At 68.3% G+C, this 15,108-nt stretch carries 16 protein-coding genes; 9 read left to right on the forward strand and 7 right to left on the reverse strand.

Translation table 11 applies throughout. From position 1 onward, the window contains the following. Positions 1–3: 3 nt before the first annotated feature. Both ACFYO1_RS39870 and ACFYO1_RS39875 read left to right on the forward strand, forming a co-directional pair. Positions 4–894, forward strand: coding sequence for a TIGR03619 family F420-dependent LLM class oxidoreductase (locus ACFYO1_RS39870; protein WP_387244097.1), 891 nt, complete (start codon positions 4–6; stop codon positions 892–894). After that, entirely contained in the window at positions 891–1,307 is a 417-nt protein-coding gene (locus ACFYO1_RS39875; protein ID WP_387243516.1) for a nuclear transport factor 2 family protein, read from the forward strand. The genes ACFYO1_RS39870 and ACFYO1_RS39875 overlap by 4 nt, the downstream gene beginning before the upstream one ends. A gap of 90 nt (positions 1,308–1,397) precedes the next feature. Here the strand turns inward: ACFYO1_RS39875 and ACFYO1_RS39880 are convergent, their stop codons facing one another. After that, a complete protein-coding gene (locus tag ACFYO1_RS39880) occupies positions 1,398–2,657 on the reverse strand; it encodes a cytochrome P450 (protein WP_387243519.1) in 1,260 nt (419 codons plus the stop codon). A gap of 139 nt (positions 2,658–2,796) precedes the next feature. Between ACFYO1_RS39880 and ACFYO1_RS39885 the strand changes: the two genes are divergently transcribed. Both ACFYO1_RS39885 and ACFYO1_RS39890 read left to right on the forward strand, forming a co-directional pair. After that, positions 2,797–3,960 (forward strand): steroid 3-ketoacyl-CoA thiolase, encoded by a 1,164-nt coding sequence (locus tag ACFYO1_RS39885; protein ID WP_387243521.1) that lies wholly within the window; start codon positions 2,797–2,799, stop codon positions 3,958–3,960. Positions 3,961–4,322: 362 nt separating this feature from the next. After that, on the forward strand, positions 4,323–4,739 hold the full coding sequence (locus tag ACFYO1_RS39890) for a helix-turn-helix domain-containing protein (protein ID WP_011207048.1): 417 nt from the start codon (positions 4,323–4,325) through the stop codon (positions 4,737–4,739). Positions 4,740–5,041: 302 nt separating this feature from the next. On the opposite strand, the gene ACFYO1_RS39895 is transcribed toward ACFYO1_RS39890, so the two are convergent. The 5 genes from ACFYO1_RS39895 to ACFYO1_RS39915 all read right to left on the reverse strand — a co-directional run bounded on the left by ACFYO1_RS39895 (position 5,042) and on the right by ACFYO1_RS39915 (position 9,533). Beyond that, complete coding sequence (locus ACFYO1_RS39895; RefSeq protein ID WP_387243525.1) at positions 5,042–6,052, reverse strand: hypothetical protein; 1,011 nt, start codon at positions 6,050–6,052, stop codon at positions 5,042–5,044. After that, complete coding sequence (locus ACFYO1_RS39900) at positions 6,049–6,576, reverse strand: ImmA/IrrE family metallo-endopeptidase (protein WP_387243528.1); 528 nt, start codon at positions 6,574–6,576, stop codon at positions 6,049–6,051. Before ACFYO1_RS39900 ends, ACFYO1_RS39895 begins: the two co-directional genes overlap by 4 nt. Before the next feature lie 10 nt (positions 6,577–6,586). Beyond that, on the reverse strand, positions 6,587–7,471 hold the full coding sequence (locus ACFYO1_RS39905; RefSeq protein ID WP_387243531.1) for a hypothetical protein: 885 nt from the start codon (positions 7,469–7,471) through the stop codon (positions 6,587–6,589). A 332-nt stretch (positions 7,472–7,803) separates the two neighbouring features. Then, entirely contained in the window at positions 7,804–8,715 is a 912-nt protein-coding gene (locus ACFYO1_RS39910) for an SDR family oxidoreductase (RefSeq protein ID WP_387243534.1), read from the reverse strand. 32 nt (positions 8,716–8,747) lie between these two features. Then, the gene (locus tag ACFYO1_RS39915; RefSeq protein WP_387243537.1) at positions 8,748–9,533 is read right to left on the reverse strand and encodes an SDR family oxidoreductase; all 786 of its coding nucleotides are present in this window, start codon (positions 9,531–9,533) and stop codon (positions 8,748–8,750) included. 99 nt (positions 9,534–9,632) lie between these two features. Between ACFYO1_RS39915 and ACFYO1_RS39920 the strand changes: the two genes are divergently transcribed. From ACFYO1_RS39920 to ACFYO1_RS39940, 5 genes are all read left to right on the forward strand, one after another. Next, positions 9,633–10,397 carry an enoyl-CoA hydratase family protein gene (locus ACFYO1_RS39920; protein ID WP_387243539.1) on the forward strand — a complete coding sequence of 255 codons (765 nt, stop codon included), beginning with the start codon at positions 9,633–9,635 and terminating at the stop codon, positions 10,395–10,397. 88 nt (positions 10,398–10,485) lie between these two features. Next, entirely contained in the window at positions 10,486–11,370 is an 885-nt protein-coding gene (locus ACFYO1_RS39925) for a CoA transferase subunit A (protein ID WP_387243542.1), read from the forward strand. Then, on the forward strand, positions 11,367–12,125 hold the full coding sequence (locus tag ACFYO1_RS39930) for a CoA-transferase subunit beta (protein ID WP_387243545.1): 759 nt from the start codon (positions 11,367–11,369) through the stop codon (positions 12,123–12,125). The genes ACFYO1_RS39925 and ACFYO1_RS39930 overlap by 4 nt, the downstream gene beginning before the upstream one ends. Positions 12,126–12,222: 97 nt before the next feature. Next, positions 12,223–13,284 carry an NAD(P)H-dependent flavin oxidoreductase gene (locus ACFYO1_RS39935; protein WP_387243548.1) on the forward strand — a complete coding sequence of 354 codons (1,062 nt, stop codon included), beginning with the start codon at positions 12,223–12,225 and terminating at the stop codon, positions 13,282–13,284. 223 nt (positions 13,285–13,507) lie between these two features. After that, complete coding sequence (locus ACFYO1_RS39940; protein WP_387244100.1) at positions 13,508–13,837, forward strand: YbjQ family protein; 330 nt, start codon at positions 13,508–13,510, stop codon at positions 13,835–13,837. A 73-nt stretch (positions 13,838–13,910) separates the two neighbouring features. On the opposite strand, the gene ACFYO1_RS39945 is transcribed toward ACFYO1_RS39940, so the two are convergent. Beyond that, the gene (locus tag ACFYO1_RS39945) at positions 13,911–15,104 is read right to left on the reverse strand and encodes an acetyl-CoA C-acetyltransferase (protein ID WP_387243551.1); all 1,194 of its coding nucleotides are present in this window, start codon (positions 15,102–15,104) and stop codon (positions 13,911–13,913) included. Positions 15,105–15,108 lie beyond the last annotated feature (4 nt).

Here is a 15,108-nt window from a genome sequence, read left to right on the forward strand (position 1 = left end):
CCGCTGCAGTTCACCCTCGGCATCGCGCTGAGCCCGCTGGAGCAGCTGCCGGAGCTGGCGAAAACCGCTGAGGAGTGCGGATTCTCGTCGGTCGCGCTGCCGGACTCGCTGTTCTATATGAAGTCCGCCGCGGCGAAGTACCCGTATACCGCAGACGGCAGCCGGTTCTGGGGGCCGGAGACCCCCTGGGTCGATCCGCTGATCGGCGCGACGGCAATGGCCGCGGTGACCAGCCGGATCCGGTTCTACACCAACGTGCTCAAGCTCGGTTCGCGCAATCCGCTGCTGCTGGCCCGGCAGGTCGGTTCGGTGGCCAATCTGTCCGGCAACCGGTTCGGCTTCGGCGTCGGGATCGGCTGGGCTCCGGAGGAATTCGAGTGGTGCGGGGTCCCGTACGCGCGGCGCGGCGCCCGGGTCGACGAGATGATCGAAGTCATCAAGTTGGTCCTCGGCGGCGGCATGGTCGAATTCCATGGCGAGTTCTTCGATTTCGACGAACTCCAGGTCAGTCCCGCGCCGACCGAGCCGGTGCCGTTCTATATCGGCGGGCATACCGAGGTGGCGCTGCGCCGCGCCGCCAGGGTGGGCGACGGCTGGACCTCGGCGATGATGACCTACGACGAGCTGTGCCGCACCATCGGCAAGCTGGACGCGCTGCGCGCCGAATTCGGCCGCGGCGAGGCACCGTTCGAGATCCAGGCGGTGTGCATCGACCGGTTCGGCCGCTCCGGTTACCAGGACCTGGCCAATGCGGGCGTCACCGACGCCATCGTGGTCCCCTGGCTCTTCGACGGCATCGGCTTCGACGGCGACCTCGCCGCCAAACAGGACTCGCTGCGCCGATTCGCCGCGGCGAACATCGAAGATCCGATCGTCGCGGAGGGTTCTGCATGACAACCACCGATCATCCGGCCCGGACCGCCGGGCTCGCCTCGCAGGCCGCGGTGCGGGCCAGGGACAAAGACGCGTGGGTCGCGCTGTTCGCCGAGGACGGCATCGTCGAAGATCCCATCGGCCCTTCGGGTTTCGACCCCGAGGGCAAGGGACATCGCGGTAAGGAGGCGATCGCGGCGTTCTGGGACAAGGCGATCGCACAGACCGAACTGATCGAGTTCCGGTTCGGCGACTCGTTCGCCTGCGGGAACGAGATCGCGTTCACCGGCACCATCCGCAGCACGCTCGGCGGCCATCAGATCGACGCCGAGGGCGTATTCACCTACCGGGTAGACGATTCCGGCAAGATCGCCGCTCTGCGCGCCTTCTGGGAAGTGGACCGCGCGATGGCGACCGCGAAGAAGCTCGGCTGAGCTGGACCAACCGGCGAAAGGCCCTCGAACCGGAAGTGGGGACTACCGGTTCGAGGGCCTTTGCCGTTGCTCGGTGCGCCGGCGCGACTCTCAGTGCGCGACCGGGCACGTCCGATAGTCGACCGGGAACTCCTTGATCCCGTTCAGCCAGCCGGACCGCAGCCGTTTCGGATCGCCGATCTTGGTGATGTCCGGCAGGTGGTCGGCGATCGCGTTGAAGATCAGCTCGACTTCCAGCCTGGCCAGGTTGGCGCCGACACAGAAGTGCGCGCCGGTACCGCCGAAGGCCAAGTGCGGGTTGTTCTTCCGCATGATGTCGAACTTCTCCGGGTGCTCGAAGACGTCCTCGTCGAAGTTGGCCGAACGGTAGAGCATGATCACCCGCTGACCCTTCTTGATCTGCACACCACCGAGTTCGGTGTCCTCCAGCGCGGTCCGCTGGAACGAGGTGACCGGGGTGGCCCAGCGGATGATCTCGTCGGCGGCGGTGGCCGGACGCTCCTTCTTGAACAGCTCCCACTGCTCCGGGTGCTCCATGAACGCGTTCATGCCGTGCGTGATGGCGTTGCGGGTGGTCTCGTTCCCGGCCACCGCCAGCATGATGACGAAGAAGCCGAACTCTTCCTCGCTGAGTTTGTCCCCGTCGAGGTCGGCCTCGATCAGCGTGGTCACCAGATCGTTGGCCGGGCATTCCTTGCGCGCCGCGGCCATTTGGTATGCGTAGCCGAGGATTTCGGCGGACGCCAGCACCGGGTCCGCATCGTTGTCCGGGTCGTCGTACCCGGTCATGTCGTTCGACCAGGTGAAGACCTTCATCCGGTCCTCCTGCGGAACACCGATCAGTTCGGCGATCGCCTGCAGCGGCAGTTCGCACGCGATCTGCGTGACGAAATCACCGGAGCCGGACTCGGCGGCCGCCTTGACGATCGACTCCGCCCGCGCCGAAAGTTCCGCGCGCAGACCGTTTATCGCCCGCGGGGTGAAACCGCGTGAAATGATCTTGCGCAGCTTGGTGTGCTCGGGTGCGTCCTTGTTGATCAGGACGAACCGCTGCAATTCGATCTGCTCGCGGGTGATGTCGTCGTTGAACCGCGGGATGGCGGTGTTCTCGTAGGTGGAGAACACCTCGCCGCGCCGCGACACCTCTTTGACGTCGGCATGCTTGCTGACCACCCAGAAGCCCTCGTCATGGAAACCACTGACCTCGGCGGGCTGTGGGTTCCACCAGACCGGGGCGGTCCGGCGCAGCTCGGCGAATTCCTCGACCGGGACCCGCTCGGCATAGATGCCGGGGTCGGTGACGTCGAATCCGTCCGGCAGATTCGGCCGGATATTCCGAGGGTCTACCACCAGATGTCTCCTTCGACAAACTGAAACACGTTCTATAATCATTGAAGCATAGGCGGCCGGATCAGGAAAGAAACCGGACAGAACCGCCCCAGAGCTACCTGAACTCGTTTCAATTTTTGTATCAAACGAAAGGTTGGACATGGGCACACCCGTCATCGTCGAGGCCGCTCGAACCCCCATCGGCAAGCGCGGCGGCTGGCTGTCCGGCCTGCACGCGGCCGAGCTGCTCGGCCTGGCCCAGCGCGGACTGCTCGAGCGCGCGCACCTGGATCCGGCCCAGGTCGAGCAGGTCATCGGCGGCTGCGTCACCCAGGCGGGCGAGCAGTCCAACAACGTGACCCGGGTCGCCTGGCTGCACGCCGGACTGCCCTGGCAGGTCGGCGCGACCACCATCGACGCCCAGTGCGGCTCGGCGCAGCAGGCCAACCATCTCATCGCCGGGCTCATCGCGGCCGGCGCGATCGACATCGGCGTCGCCTGCGGCGTCGAGGCGATGAGCCGAGTCCCGTTGGGCGCCAACGTCGGCGAGCACGCCGGACCGCGCAGGCCGGCCTCCTGGAACATCGACCTGCCCAATCAGTTCGAGGCGGCGGAGCGGATTGCCAAGCGGCGCGGCATCACTCGCGCCGACGTCGACGCGTTCGGCGCACGCTCGCAGCGGCTGGCCGGGCAGGCCTGGGCCGAGGGCCGCTTCGACCGCGAAGTATTGACCGTGACCGCGCCGGCCGTGGACAAGGAGGGAAACCCGACCGGCGAGAAGCTGGACGTGTCCCGCGACCAAGGCCTGCGCGAGACGACCGCCGAGGGACTGGCCAAGCTGAAGCCGGTCCTCGACGGCGGCATCCACACAGCGGGCAGTTCGTCGCAGATCTCCGATGGCGCGGCCGCCGTGCTGCTGATGGACGAAAAGGCCGCGCAGCGAGCCGGATTGCGGCCGCGGGCGCGGATCGTCACCCAGGCGCTCGTCGGTTCGGAGCCGGCGTTCCATCTGGACGGTCCGGTTCAGGCGTGCTCGCGCCTGTTGGAGCGATCGGGTATGACCATCTCGGACATCGATCTGTTCGAAATCAACGAGGCGTTCGCCTCGGTCGCGCTGTCCTGGGCCTCGGTGCATCAGCCGGACATGGACCGGGTGAACGTCAACGGCGGCGCGATCGCGCTCGGCCATCCGGTGGGCTCGACCGGATCCCGGCTCATCACAACGGCTTTGCACGAGCTGGAGCGAACCGGCCGCAGCACCGCCATGGTGCTGATGTGTGCCGGTGGCGCATTGGCGACAGGCACCATCATCGAACGGATTTAGGGCCTTCGACCCCCGGAAACCGGATTGTTGAACGTTCATCCCCCAGGGCCGGAAACGTGTCGTACGCCACATGCCAGCCACGACTTGCAACTAGATGAGACGTCAGCTATCTTTCCGCTATCAGGACCGCGTCGGGGAAGACCTCCGCGACGGGCCAGAACCGGTCCGTACCTCGGCTTCTCGAGAGCCGTTGGGGTGACCCGCAAACGCGACGGTCCCAGTACCTTCGCCGGAGCGGCACCTAGAAGCTTCAAGGAAATCCGGAATCAGGCGTAGGTTTTCAGTTACTGAGCCGCTAATATCAATGATACGTATCCGAGATAACGACTGTTAGTACAGCGAAGGGAATTGGGCGGCTCACAATGGCTGATTTCGCGGCGCGGCTGAACAAGCTGTTCGAAACCGTGCATCCCCCGGGGCGTAAGCCGCACACCAACGCAGAGGTTGCGGCTGCACTGACGGCCTCCGGACATCCGATCTCGAAACCGTACCTGTCGCAGTTGCGGTCGGGACAACGGACGAACCCGTCCGATGAGACGGTGGCCGCCCTGGCGAAGTTCTTCAAGGTCAAGCCGGACTACTTCTTCAACGACATCTATGCCGCCAAGATCGATCATGATCTGGAGTTGCTGTCCCAGCTGCAGGGCTACGGACTGCGACGGCTGTCGAGTAGAGCGTTCGACCTGTCCGAAGAATCTCAGAACCTACTCACGTCCATGGCGGAGAAGTTGCGAGCAAGTGAAGGCTTGCCCGAAATTCCTCCGGATGGCACCGAATAGGTTCGCTTGCACGTCAAGCACAGTGCGACCCGTCCGGGTCGCACTGTGCTGTGTTATGTGTGTGTCAATGTGAACAGTGGAACAGGGCATGCCCGGAAAAATAGGGGCAGGCCTGCCGCCGAGGCCCGAACACGCTCAGATGCACACACATTCGACAATTCTCGGACAACAGATTCTTGCGCCCGTGGGTAAACCATCGGGCGCGCAGAACTCCGCGGGCGCCGACGCCGCAGCCCCGCAGCACAAGATCTCGTGGTACGTACTAGTGCGCCGAATACTCGGCGGAGCGGAACACCGCTAGCTCAATTTCGGACGTGCTCCAGAGATGTCGCGTCATACGCCCGCGCGATGGCCTGAACCCAGCCGCGCGGACTAATCCCCTCCGGCGGAGCAATCCATCGTGCGTCGACCGCCACGTCGCCCAACGGGTTTCTCGCCCACTGCGCCACGGTGTCCGCCCGCTCGGCGACCGACCGCGGCGGCGGGGCGACCGTGGCGAGCACCACACCGCCGCCGGACTGCAGGTACAGCGCGTCCATGATCTGCGCCACTTGGTCGGATGCCTTCAGCTGCGTCGAGGTGCCGGTCTGGTCGTGCGCGACCACCTCGGGGAAGCGGCCGACCAGAATCCGGTGCAGCAGCCGAATCTGGCGCAGCAGCAGGCGCGCTCGCACCCACAGCTCCACCACGATCCACACCGCGCCGAACGCGACGAGCAGGGCGGCGACCTCCCAGGCCGGCCACGCCCAGTTCGGCTGGTCCGGCGGCACCGGCGCCGGGTCGGTGAACGCACGCCGGACCTCCAGCACCGCGAGCACCGCGACGACCGCGGAACCTGTGGTGTAGATGGCGATTCCGCGCCCGAGCGTGGTCCAGTCGAGGTTGCGCAGACCGGTGATCACGATGAACACCGCACCGAACGCGACCACCTCCCAGCCGAGGGTGAACGACCAGGCGATGGTGGCCGCCACGGCGACCAGGCCCATGCTGTAGATCACCACGGCGACCTGACGCAGATTCTGCCGGGAGACGACCGGCCAGGCGGCCGAGGCAACCACCGAGGTGGCGGCCACGAAAACGATCCAGGCCGAGACCACGACAGCGTCGGACAGCCAGCCGGCGTGCACGCCGTTCGGGCGCAGGTTGTCGATGGCCACGGCGATCTCGGGAATCGCGACGGTGGCAGCCAGCGCGACGGCGGCGACCGCGACCACGATGGCCACCCGGGCCGTCGTCGCCGGCTTGACCAGCACGCGGCCGACTCGGGCGCCTGCCGCCATCCAGACCAGCAGAGCCGTCAACCAGAGGGTCATCCCAGAGCCTCATCGAATCGAAGGACCGAGACGCCTGCGCCTCGACTGTTGAACACGCGGAGCCGGGTCATCAGCATCGCGGCGAAGGTCTCGGCCTCCCACTCGGCGAGTTCGTCCGCGCCGTCGTCGACGATCTGCTGGTGCGCCCGCTGGCTCAGCATGTAGGCGATCAGATCGTCGCTGGCCTCGAGGGTCACCTCGGGTGCGGGCGCGCCCTCGTGGTCGAACACGATATGCCCCAGCTCATGTGCCAGGGTGTGCTCTCTACTCGGCAGTGACTGGGCGAGCACGATCACGTCGCGATCCGGGTAGAGCCGGCGCTGCCCGCACACGCCGGGCCCCAATTCCGCACTGGCGATTTCGATTTCGCGCCGCCGCTCGCTGGCGATGGCGAGCACCACCTCGTCGAGCGTGGTGGCGTCCGAGTCCGCGGCCACCGCACACACGGCATCGACCGCGGCCGCGACCCGGCGGTACGACCGCGAGCTGCTCTGCGTCTTGATTCGTTCGCTTCGCTCACTCATGCCACACCCCTCACGGCCTCGGGAAGAACATGGCGCGGGCGGCGTCGACTCGGGCCTCTGCGGCCGAGGCACCCTGGAAACTGACTGCGCCGGAACCGGCTCCGGCCAGCCCGAGGGCGAGCAGGCCACCGATCACCGACAGCAGTTTGGGCTTGGGGAGGCCGTCGTTCGCACTCGTCGGGCGCACGTCGGGGTTGGGCTTGGCGGGGGCCGCCTGCACCGGGGCGGGCGGTGGCGGCGGTGGTGGCGGGGGCACGGCCGCCGGAGCCGCGGCGGGTGCGGGCACGAGCACCGGCAGCGCCGGGATGGCGGGGATCACCGGGGACGGCACCGGCGGGATCGCGATCGGCGGCACCGCGGGCGGCACGGGCGGCGCCGGGATCGGGATCAAAAGCAGCAGCAACGGCGCGGCCGAACCGACGGCCGCCGAACCCACCGCGGCGGAACCGACTGCGGCAGAACCGGTTCCGGCCGAACCGACCCCGGCGGAGCCGACGCCTGCCGAACCCACACCGGCCGAACCCACCGCCGCCGAGCCGACGCCGGCGGAGCCGACAGCGGCGGAACCTGTTGCGCCGACTCCGATTCCGGCCGAACCGAGGGCCGCGGAACCGGTGGCCAACGCGCCGACCCCGGCGGAACCGGTGATGCCGAGCGCGGCCGAGCCCGAACCGAGGACGAGACCGAGTCCGGCCGAACCGGATCCGAGCGTCAGGCCGAGTCCGGCCGAGCCGGTACCGAGAACCGCGCCGAGCCCGGCGGAACCGGCGGCGCCCGCCGCGGCCGAGCCACCGGCCGCCGCGGAACCCGCGGCGGCGGAGCCACCGGCCGCGGCCGAACCGGCGGCGGCGGACCCGGCGGCCGAGCCCGAACCGATCGCCGGATTGGTCGGCACCGCACTGACATCTGACGGCTGCCCTGGCACCGACAGCGGGTACCAGGGATCTCCGGTGTCATACGGGGGCGGAGCGGGGTCCACAGCGCACCCGGGGCACCGCTCTGTGGGTTGCGCCTGCGCGGCCACCGGGCCGAGTAGCGCAAAGCCGGCCACAGTCCCAGCTACTGCAACCACGCGGAACGTGCGACCAACGGCCATGCGCCGAGCCTTCCCCTCATTCGTAAAGCGCAGATCTCACCCGGTCGCCACTCTCACACGGGACTTTTAACGGATGGGGGCCATAGTAAACCCCTATCGTTACGTGCGCAGGAAGAAGGTCGGAAGCTTGGTCAGGCCCCGTACACCGGTTCGGGTGGCATCCCCTTGGCAATCAGGTCAGCTACTACCGGGCCCAGTTCGGCGGGTGACCACCGCGCTCCACGGTCGACCGCGACCCCGTGCCGCCAGCCCTCGGCGAGGGCCACTTTCCCGCCTTCTACCTCGAACATGCGTCCGGTGACCGCTGCGGATTGCGCGCTGCCGAGCCACACGACCAGCGGCGAAATGTTCTCCGGCGCCATCGCGTCGAAGCCGTCCTCCGGCCGTGCCATCGTGTCGGCAAACACGGTCTCGGTCATCCGGGTGCGGGCCGCGGGTGCGATGGAATTCACAGTCACGCCGTAGCGTCCGAACTCCGCGGCCGCGGTCAGCGTCAATCCGGCGATGCCCGCTTTGGCCGCGCCGTAGTTGCCCTGGCCGACACTGCCCTGCAGGCCCGCGCCGGAGCTGGTGTTGATGACCCGGGCGTCGACCGGACGACCCGCCTTGGATTCGCCGCGCCAGTACTCGATCGCGTGCCGCATGGTGACGAAGTGGCCCTTGAGGTGCACGCGGATCACCGCGTCCCACTCGTCCTCGCCGAGATTGACCAGCATCCGGTCGCGGACGAAGCCGGCGTTGTTGACCAGCACGTCCAGTCCGCCGAAGGTGTCCACGGCCTGCCGGACGAGTCGTTGCCCGCCTTCCCAGTCCGCGACGTCGTCGCCGTTGGCCACGGCGCTGCCGCCGAGCGCCTCGATCTCCGCGACGACCTGTTCGGCGGGGGTCTCGCCGGTCGCGGCGCCGTCGAGCGCGGAGCCGAGGTCGTTCACCACCACCTTCGCCCCGGCCGCGGCGAAGGCGAGCGCGTGCGCGCGTCCGATGCCGCGGCCCGCGCCGGTGACGATGACGGTGCGGCCTGCGCAGATCTGCTCGGTGTCCATTCCTCTGTCCTCTTCGTGGGTGTCCGTTGTATTCAGGACTGCTGACCGACCGCGGTGGACGCGGCCAGGAAGGCCGGGCGCTCGCCACCGCCGTGCACCAACAGGGCGGCCCCGCTGACGTAGGCGGCCAGCGGGGAGGCGAGGAAGACCGCGCAGCGGCCGACGTCGTCCGGCTCGGCCATCCGGCCGAGCGGAATGGTCTCCCCCACCGCGTCGATGCCGGCCTGGTCGCCGTAGTGCAACTGGCTCTGTTCGGTGACGACCGGGCCGACGACGAGTGAGTTGACCCGCACCTTCGGCGCCCATTCGACCGCGAGCGAGGAGGTCAGGCTGTCGATCCCGGCCTTGGCGGCGCCGTAGGCGGCGGTGCCCGGCGATGGCCGGGTGCTGCTCACGCTGGAGACGTTGACGATCGAGCCGCCGTCCGCCTGCTGCTGCATCACCGCATTGGCGGCCTGTGAAACCAGCAGCGGGGCAAGCAGATTCAGTTCGACAATCTTGGCGTGGAAGTTCTTGCTCGCGGTGGCGGCGAGGGCGAACGGGGCCCCGCCCGCGTTGTTGACCAGGTGGTCGAGGCGGCCGTGCCGCTCGACGACGGTCTCGACCAGTTCGCGCACCGCGTCCGCGTCACGAATGTCACAGGGCAGGAAGTCGATGGCGCGGCCGTCGGCCTCGACCGGAGCCTCGGCGGGCCGCCGGGCACAGGCGATCACGGTCGCGCCGGCCGCGAGGAAGGCCCTGCTCACACCCGCACCCACGCCGCGGACGCCGCCGGTCACCAGAACGACGCGGTCGGCCAGATCGATTTCGAGTGCCACCGTGCTAACCTACCAAGCAACTGCTTGCTTTGCCAATGCTGAGCTCAGGCCGGGCCGGGTCGATCCGACGGGCCGCGGCCTCCATGAAGGGATAGGGCGATGGGGATCAACCGTCACTCCGAATCAACCGGCATCACCGTGGTCACGGTCGACTACCCGCCGGTCAACGCGATACCGACGGACGGCTGGTTCGACATCGCCGACGCGATCCGGGAAGCGGGCCGGGACAAGGAAACCCGGGTCGTGGTGCTGCGCGCCGAGAATCGCGGTTTCAATGCCGGGGTCGACATCAAGGAGATCCAGAGCAAGCCGGGTCATCAGGCGCTGATCGACGCGAATCACGGCTGCTTCGAGGCGTTCGCGGCGGTGTACGACTGCCCGGTGCCGGTGATCGCGGTGGTGCAGGGCTTCTGCCTCGGCGGCGGGATCGGCCTGGTCGGCAACGCGGACGTCGTGATCGCCTCGGACGACGCCACTTTCGGCCTGCCCGAGGTCGATCGCGGTGCGCTCGGCGCGGCCACCCACCTGTCCCGGCTGGTGCCGCAGCATCTGATGCGGGCGCTGTTCTACACCGCGAGCACCATCACCGCGCAGCAGTTGCACCACTTCGGGTCGGTGTATCAGGTAGTGCCGCGCGCCGAACTCGACGCCGCGGCAATGGAAGTCGCCAAGAACATAGCGGCCAAGGACGGCCGGGTGATCCGCGCGGCGAAGCGGGCGCTCAACGGCATCGATGCGCAGGACGTGCACCGCAGCTACCGCTACGAGCAGGGATTCACCTTCGAGCTCAATCTCGCCGGTGTCGCCGACGAGATCCGCGCCCGGTTCGACGAGGATCTGGCCGCGCGCAAGGCCGAGAAGTAACGGCGGCGTGAGCGCAGGCCCGGAGGCGGCAGCCTGCGTAACCACGGAGGGACCGAGAACGCCGCCAAGTAGATACGGATCGGAAGTCATGCGAGACAAGCGAATGTCGCTCGACGAGGTCGTCGGCGAGTTGCGCAGCGGAATGACCATCGGGATCGGCGGCTGGGGTTCGCGGCGCAAGCCGATGGCGCTGGTGCGGGCCATCCTGCGCTCGGATCTCACCGATCTGACCGTGGTCACTTACGGCGGACCGGATCTGGGGCTGCTGTGTTCGGCGGGCAAGGTGCGCAAGGCGTACTACGGCTTCGTGTCCCTGGATTCGGCGCCGTTCTACGACCCGTGGTTCGCCAAGGCCAGGACCTCGGGCGCGCTGATCGCGCGGGAGATGGACGAGGGCATGCTCAAATGCGGGCTGGAGGCGGCGGCGGCGCGCCTGCCGTTCCTGCCCATCCGGGCCGGGCTCGGCTCGGACGTGCCGAACTTCTGGGACGGTGAATTGCGCACGGTCGCTTCGCCCTACCCTACCGCCGACGGTCAGACCGAGACGCTGATCGCGATGCCCGCGTTGAATCTCGATGCGGCGCTGGTGCATCTGAACATCGGCGACCGGCACGGCAACGCCGCCTACACCGGCGTCGACCCGTACTTCGACGACCTGTACTGCCTGGCCGCCGAGCGCCGGTACGTCTCGGTCGAACGCATAGCCGAGACCGAGGAACTGGTGAAAACCGTTCCGCTGCAATCGCTGTTGCTCAACCGGATGATGGTCGACGGCGTCGTCGAGGCACCCGGCGGTGCGCACTTCACCCTGGCCGGGGACAGCTACGGCCGGGACGAGAAGTTCCAGAAACACTACGTCCAGTCGGCGAAGACGCCCGAGACGTGGCAGCAGTTCGTCGACACGTATCTGGCCGTCTCCGAGGACGAGTACCAGGCCGCCGTCCGCGAGTTCGCCCAGGAGGCTGCGCGATGACCACCACCGAAACCATTACCCGCGCCGAGGTGTGCGCGGTCGCCTGCGCCGAGATCTTCAGTGGCGCAGGCGAGATCATGGCCAGCCCGATGTCGCCGATGTCGATCATCGGCGCGCGCCTGGCCAAGCTGACCACCGAACCGGACCTGTTGCTCTCCGACGGCGAGGCGCTGTTGTTCGCCGACACTCCCCCGCTGGGCGGCAAGGCGCCGATCGAGGGCTGGATTCCGTTCCGCCGCGTGTTCGACGTGGTGGCCTCCGGCCGGCGGCACGTGGTGATGGGCGCCAACCAGATCGACCGCTTCGGCAATCAGAACCTGTCCGCCTTCGGCGCGTTGCAGCAACCGACCCGGCAGATGTTCGGCGTCCGCGGCGCCCCGGGTAACACGATCAATCACGCGACCAGCTACTGGGTTTCGCGGCACACCAGCCGGGTGTTCACCGAGCGGGTCGACATCGTCTCCGGCGTCGGATACGACAAGGTCGATCCGGCCGACCCGGCCTTCCGGTTCCATCACCTGCACCGGGTGGTGACCAATCTCGGCGTCTTCGACTTCGAGGGACCCGACCACACCATGCGGGCACGCAGCCTGCATCCCGGCGTCACCGCCGCCGAGGTCGCCGAGAACACCTCGTTCGAGATCCACGGACTGACCGACGCCGGCGAATCCCGCCTGCCCACACCCGAGGAACTGCGCCTGATCCGGGACATCCTCGACCCCAACCGCATCCGCGATACCGAGGTGCCCGCATGAACCGCCCCGGTCCGGTCGAAGGTCCCCCTCGCCCCGTCTACCCGACCGGAAGTGCCTCTCGGTCGGCAGGTTCCGCCGGCCGGAAGGGTGTGCTGGTATGAGCGTGCGGTTGCGGACTGCGCTGACCGACCTGGTCGGGATCGAACATCCGGTGGTGCAGACCGGGATGGGCTGGGTGGCCGGCCCGAGCCTGGTCGCGGCGACCGCCGAGGCGGGCGGGCTCGGCATCCTGGCCTCGGCCACCATGACCTACCCGGAACTCGAGGCGGCGATCTCGAAGACCAAGGCGCACACCGGGAAACCGTTCGGCGTGAACATCCGCGCCGACGCCTCGGACGCGCCCGAACGCATCGACCTGCTGATCCGGGAAAAGGTGGCGGTCGCGTCGTTCGCGCTCGCCCCCAAGCAGGACCTCATCGCCAAGCTGAAAGACGCGGGCGTGGTGGTGATTCCGTCGATCGGCGCGGCCAAGCACGCGGTGAAGGTCGCGTCCTGGGGCGCCGACGCGGTGATCGTGCAGGGTGGCGAGGGCGGCGGGCATACCGGTCCGGTCGCCACCACGCTGCTGCTGCCCTCGGTGCTGGACGCGGTGGACATCCCGGTGGTCGCCGCGGGCGGCTTCTTCGACGGGCGCGGCCTGGCCGCCGCGTTGGCTTACGGTGCGGCGGGTGTCGCGATGGGCACCCGCTTCCTGCTCACCCAGGAGAGCACCGTGCCCGAGGCGGTCAAGCAGGAGTACCTGCGCAGGCAGCTCCAGGACACGGTGGTCTCCACCAAGGTCGACGGCATGCCGCACCGGGTGCTGAACACCGAACTCGTGCAGCGCCTGGAACATTCGGGCCGCACCCGGGGCCTGGCCGCCGCGGTGGCCAATGCCGCCAAGTTCAAGAACATGACCGGGATGAAGTGGTTCACCCTGGTGCGCGACGGACTGACCATGCGAAAGACCAAGGACCTCACCTGGTCCCAGGTCGTCATGGCCGCCAATACGCCGATGCTGTTGCGCGCCGGTCTGGTCGAGGGCAACACCCAGGCCGGCGTGCTGGCGGCCGGACAGGTCACCGGCATCATCGAGGATCTACCCACGTGCCGGGAGCTGATCGATCGCATCGTCGCCGACGCGATCATCCGGATCGAGGCGCTGCAGAAGAATCTCTGAGTCCGCCCGCGCAGATGCCTCGCCCCCAGTTCCGGGGGCGGGGCATTTTCGCTCAGCGAACTACGGTCGCCGCGCACGTTGCCGTGCCCGTAGCATCCCGCTCATGAACCAGCCGATGCCCCCGCAACAGCCGCAATATCCGCAGCAGCAGCCCGGATTCCAGCACCAGCCGCCGCCGGGGTACCAGCAGCAACCGCAACCTCAGCCCGCCCCGCAGTTCCCCATCCTCGTCTCCACCATGAACGACGTGCCGGGGCATCGCGTCGTGCGGGTCTTCGGCGAGGTCGCGGGCCTGACCGTGCGCAGCCGTGGGCTCGGCTCCAACCTCGCGGCGGGCTTCCGCTCGCTCGGCGGCGGCGAGATCACCGAGTACACCCACCTCCTCTACCAGTCCCGGCACGAAGCGATCATGCGAATGTGTCAGCACGCCATGTCTTTCGGCGCGAACGGCATCCTGGCCATGCGCTTCGACTGCAACGAGATCGCCAACACCATGAGCGAGGTCGCGGCCTACGGGACCGCGGTGCTCCTGGAGCCCGCCGACAAGGTGTAGCCGTACGCCGGGTCGGCGGACGGCTTGCCCGGCCTGATCTCGCCGACCCGCGCCGCCCGCCTGCCCGGTTACGTCAGTTGCCGAGGCGCTCGATGATGGTGACGTTGGCGGTGCCGCCGCCCTCGCAGATGGTGAGCAGGCCGTAGCGGCCGCCGACACGCTCCAATTCGTTGAGTAGCGAAGCGAAAAGCTTTGCGCCGGTGGCGCCGAGCGGGTGGCCGAGGGCGATCGCGCCGCCGTTGACGTTGACCCGCTCCGGGTCCGCGCCGGTTTCCTTCAGCCAGGCGAGCACGACCGGGGCGAACGCCTCGTTGATCTCCACCACGTCGATGTCATCGATGCTCAGGCCGGTCTGCTCCAGCGCCCACTTGGTCGCGGGGATCGGCGCGGTGAGCATGAAGATCGGGTCGGCGCCGCGCGCGCTGACGTGGTGGATGCGGGCCCGCGGCGTCAAACCGTAAGCCTCGACAGCCCATTCGGAGGCGAGCAGGGTCGCGCTCGCGCCGTCGGAGATCTGGCTGGCGACGGCCGCGGTCAGCGGGCTGCCCTCGGCCAGCGGCGGCAGCGACGCCATCTTCTCCAGGCTGGTCTCGCGCGGCCCCTGATCGATCCAGAAGTCGCCGACCGGCACGATCTCCTTGTCGAAGCGGCCGTTCTTGATCGCGTCGCGCGCCCGCTCATGGCTGCGCAAGGCCCAGCGCTCCATGTCTTCTCGGCTGATGTTCCACTTCTCCGCGATCAGCTGCGCGGCCCGGAACTGGGTGACCTCGGCGGTGCCGTAGCGATGATCCCAGCCTGCGGAACCGACGAACGGCGAGTCGAAGCCGTACTCCTTGCCCGCGTACATGGCGGCCGAGATCGGGATGGCGCTCATGTTCTGCAGTCCGCCCGCGACGATCACCTCGGCGGTGCCGCTCATGATCGCCTGCGCGCCGAAGTTGATCGCCTGCTGGCTGGAACCGCACTGGCGGTCGACGGTGACGCCGGGCACCTCCTCCGGATAGCCCGCGGCCAACCATGCGGTGCGCCCGACGTTTCCGGCCTGCGGCCCGACATTGTCGACACAGCCGACGATCACGTCGTCGACGTTGCCCGGGTCGATCGGGCTGCGGTCCAGCAGCCCGCGCAGCGCGGCCGCGCCGAGGTCGGCGGGGTGCACGGCGGCCAGCGCGCCGCCACGCTTGCCGACCGGGGTGCGCACCGCGTCGATCACGTAGGCGTCCCGCAGCGGGGTGTAGGGGCGACGGGGTGCGGAAGGTGCAGACATCTAG

Source organism: Nocardia sp. NPDC006044, from assembly GCF_042871115.1.
GTDB lineage: Bacteria > Actinomycetota > Actinomycetes > Mycobacteriales > Mycobacteriaceae > Nocardia.

Excerpts from the sequence above, each read along its gene's own strand:
- ACFYO1_RS39875 (WP_387243516.1), top strand. The coding sequence starts at position 891 with ATGACAACCACCGATCATCCGGCCCGGACCGCCGGGCTCGCCTCGCAG.
- ACFYO1_RS39885 (WP_387243521.1), top strand. The coding sequence starts at position 2,797 with ATGGGCACACCCGTCATCGTCGAGGCCGCTCGAACCCCCATCGGCAAG.
- ACFYO1_RS39890 (WP_011207048.1), top strand. The coding sequence starts at position 4,323 with ATGGCTGATTTCGCGGCGCGGCTGAACAAGCTGTTCGAAACCGTGCAT.
- ACFYO1_RS39895 (WP_387243525.1), bottom strand. The coding sequence starts at position 6,052 with ATGACCCTCTGGTTGACGGCTCTGCTGGTCTGGATGGCGGCAGGCGCC.
- ACFYO1_RS39900 (WP_387243528.1), bottom strand. The coding sequence starts at position 6,576 with ATGAGTGAGCGAAGCGAACGAATCAAGACGCAGAGCAGCTCGCGGTCG.
- ACFYO1_RS39910 (WP_387243534.1), bottom strand. The coding sequence starts at position 8,715 with ATGGACACCGAGCAGATCTGCGCAGGCCGCACCGTCATCGTCACCGGC.
- ACFYO1_RS39920 (WP_387243539.1), top strand. The coding sequence starts at position 9,633 with ATGGGGATCAACCGTCACTCCGAATCAACCGGCATCACCGTGGTCACG.
- ACFYO1_RS39925 (WP_387243542.1), top strand. The coding sequence starts at position 10,486 with ATGCGAGACAAGCGAATGTCGCTCGACGAGGTCGTCGGCGAGTTGCGC.
- ACFYO1_RS39930 (WP_387243545.1), top strand. The coding sequence starts at position 11,367 with ATGACCACCACCGAAACCATTACCCGCGCCGAGGTGTGCGCGGTCGCC.
- ACFYO1_RS39935 (WP_387243548.1), top strand. The coding sequence starts at position 12,223 with ATGAGCGTGCGGTTGCGGACTGCGCTGACCGACCTGGTCGGGATCGAA.
- ACFYO1_RS39945 (WP_387243551.1), bottom strand. The coding sequence starts at position 15,104 with ATGTCTGCACCTTCCGCACCCCGTCGCCCCTACACCCCGCTGCGGGAC.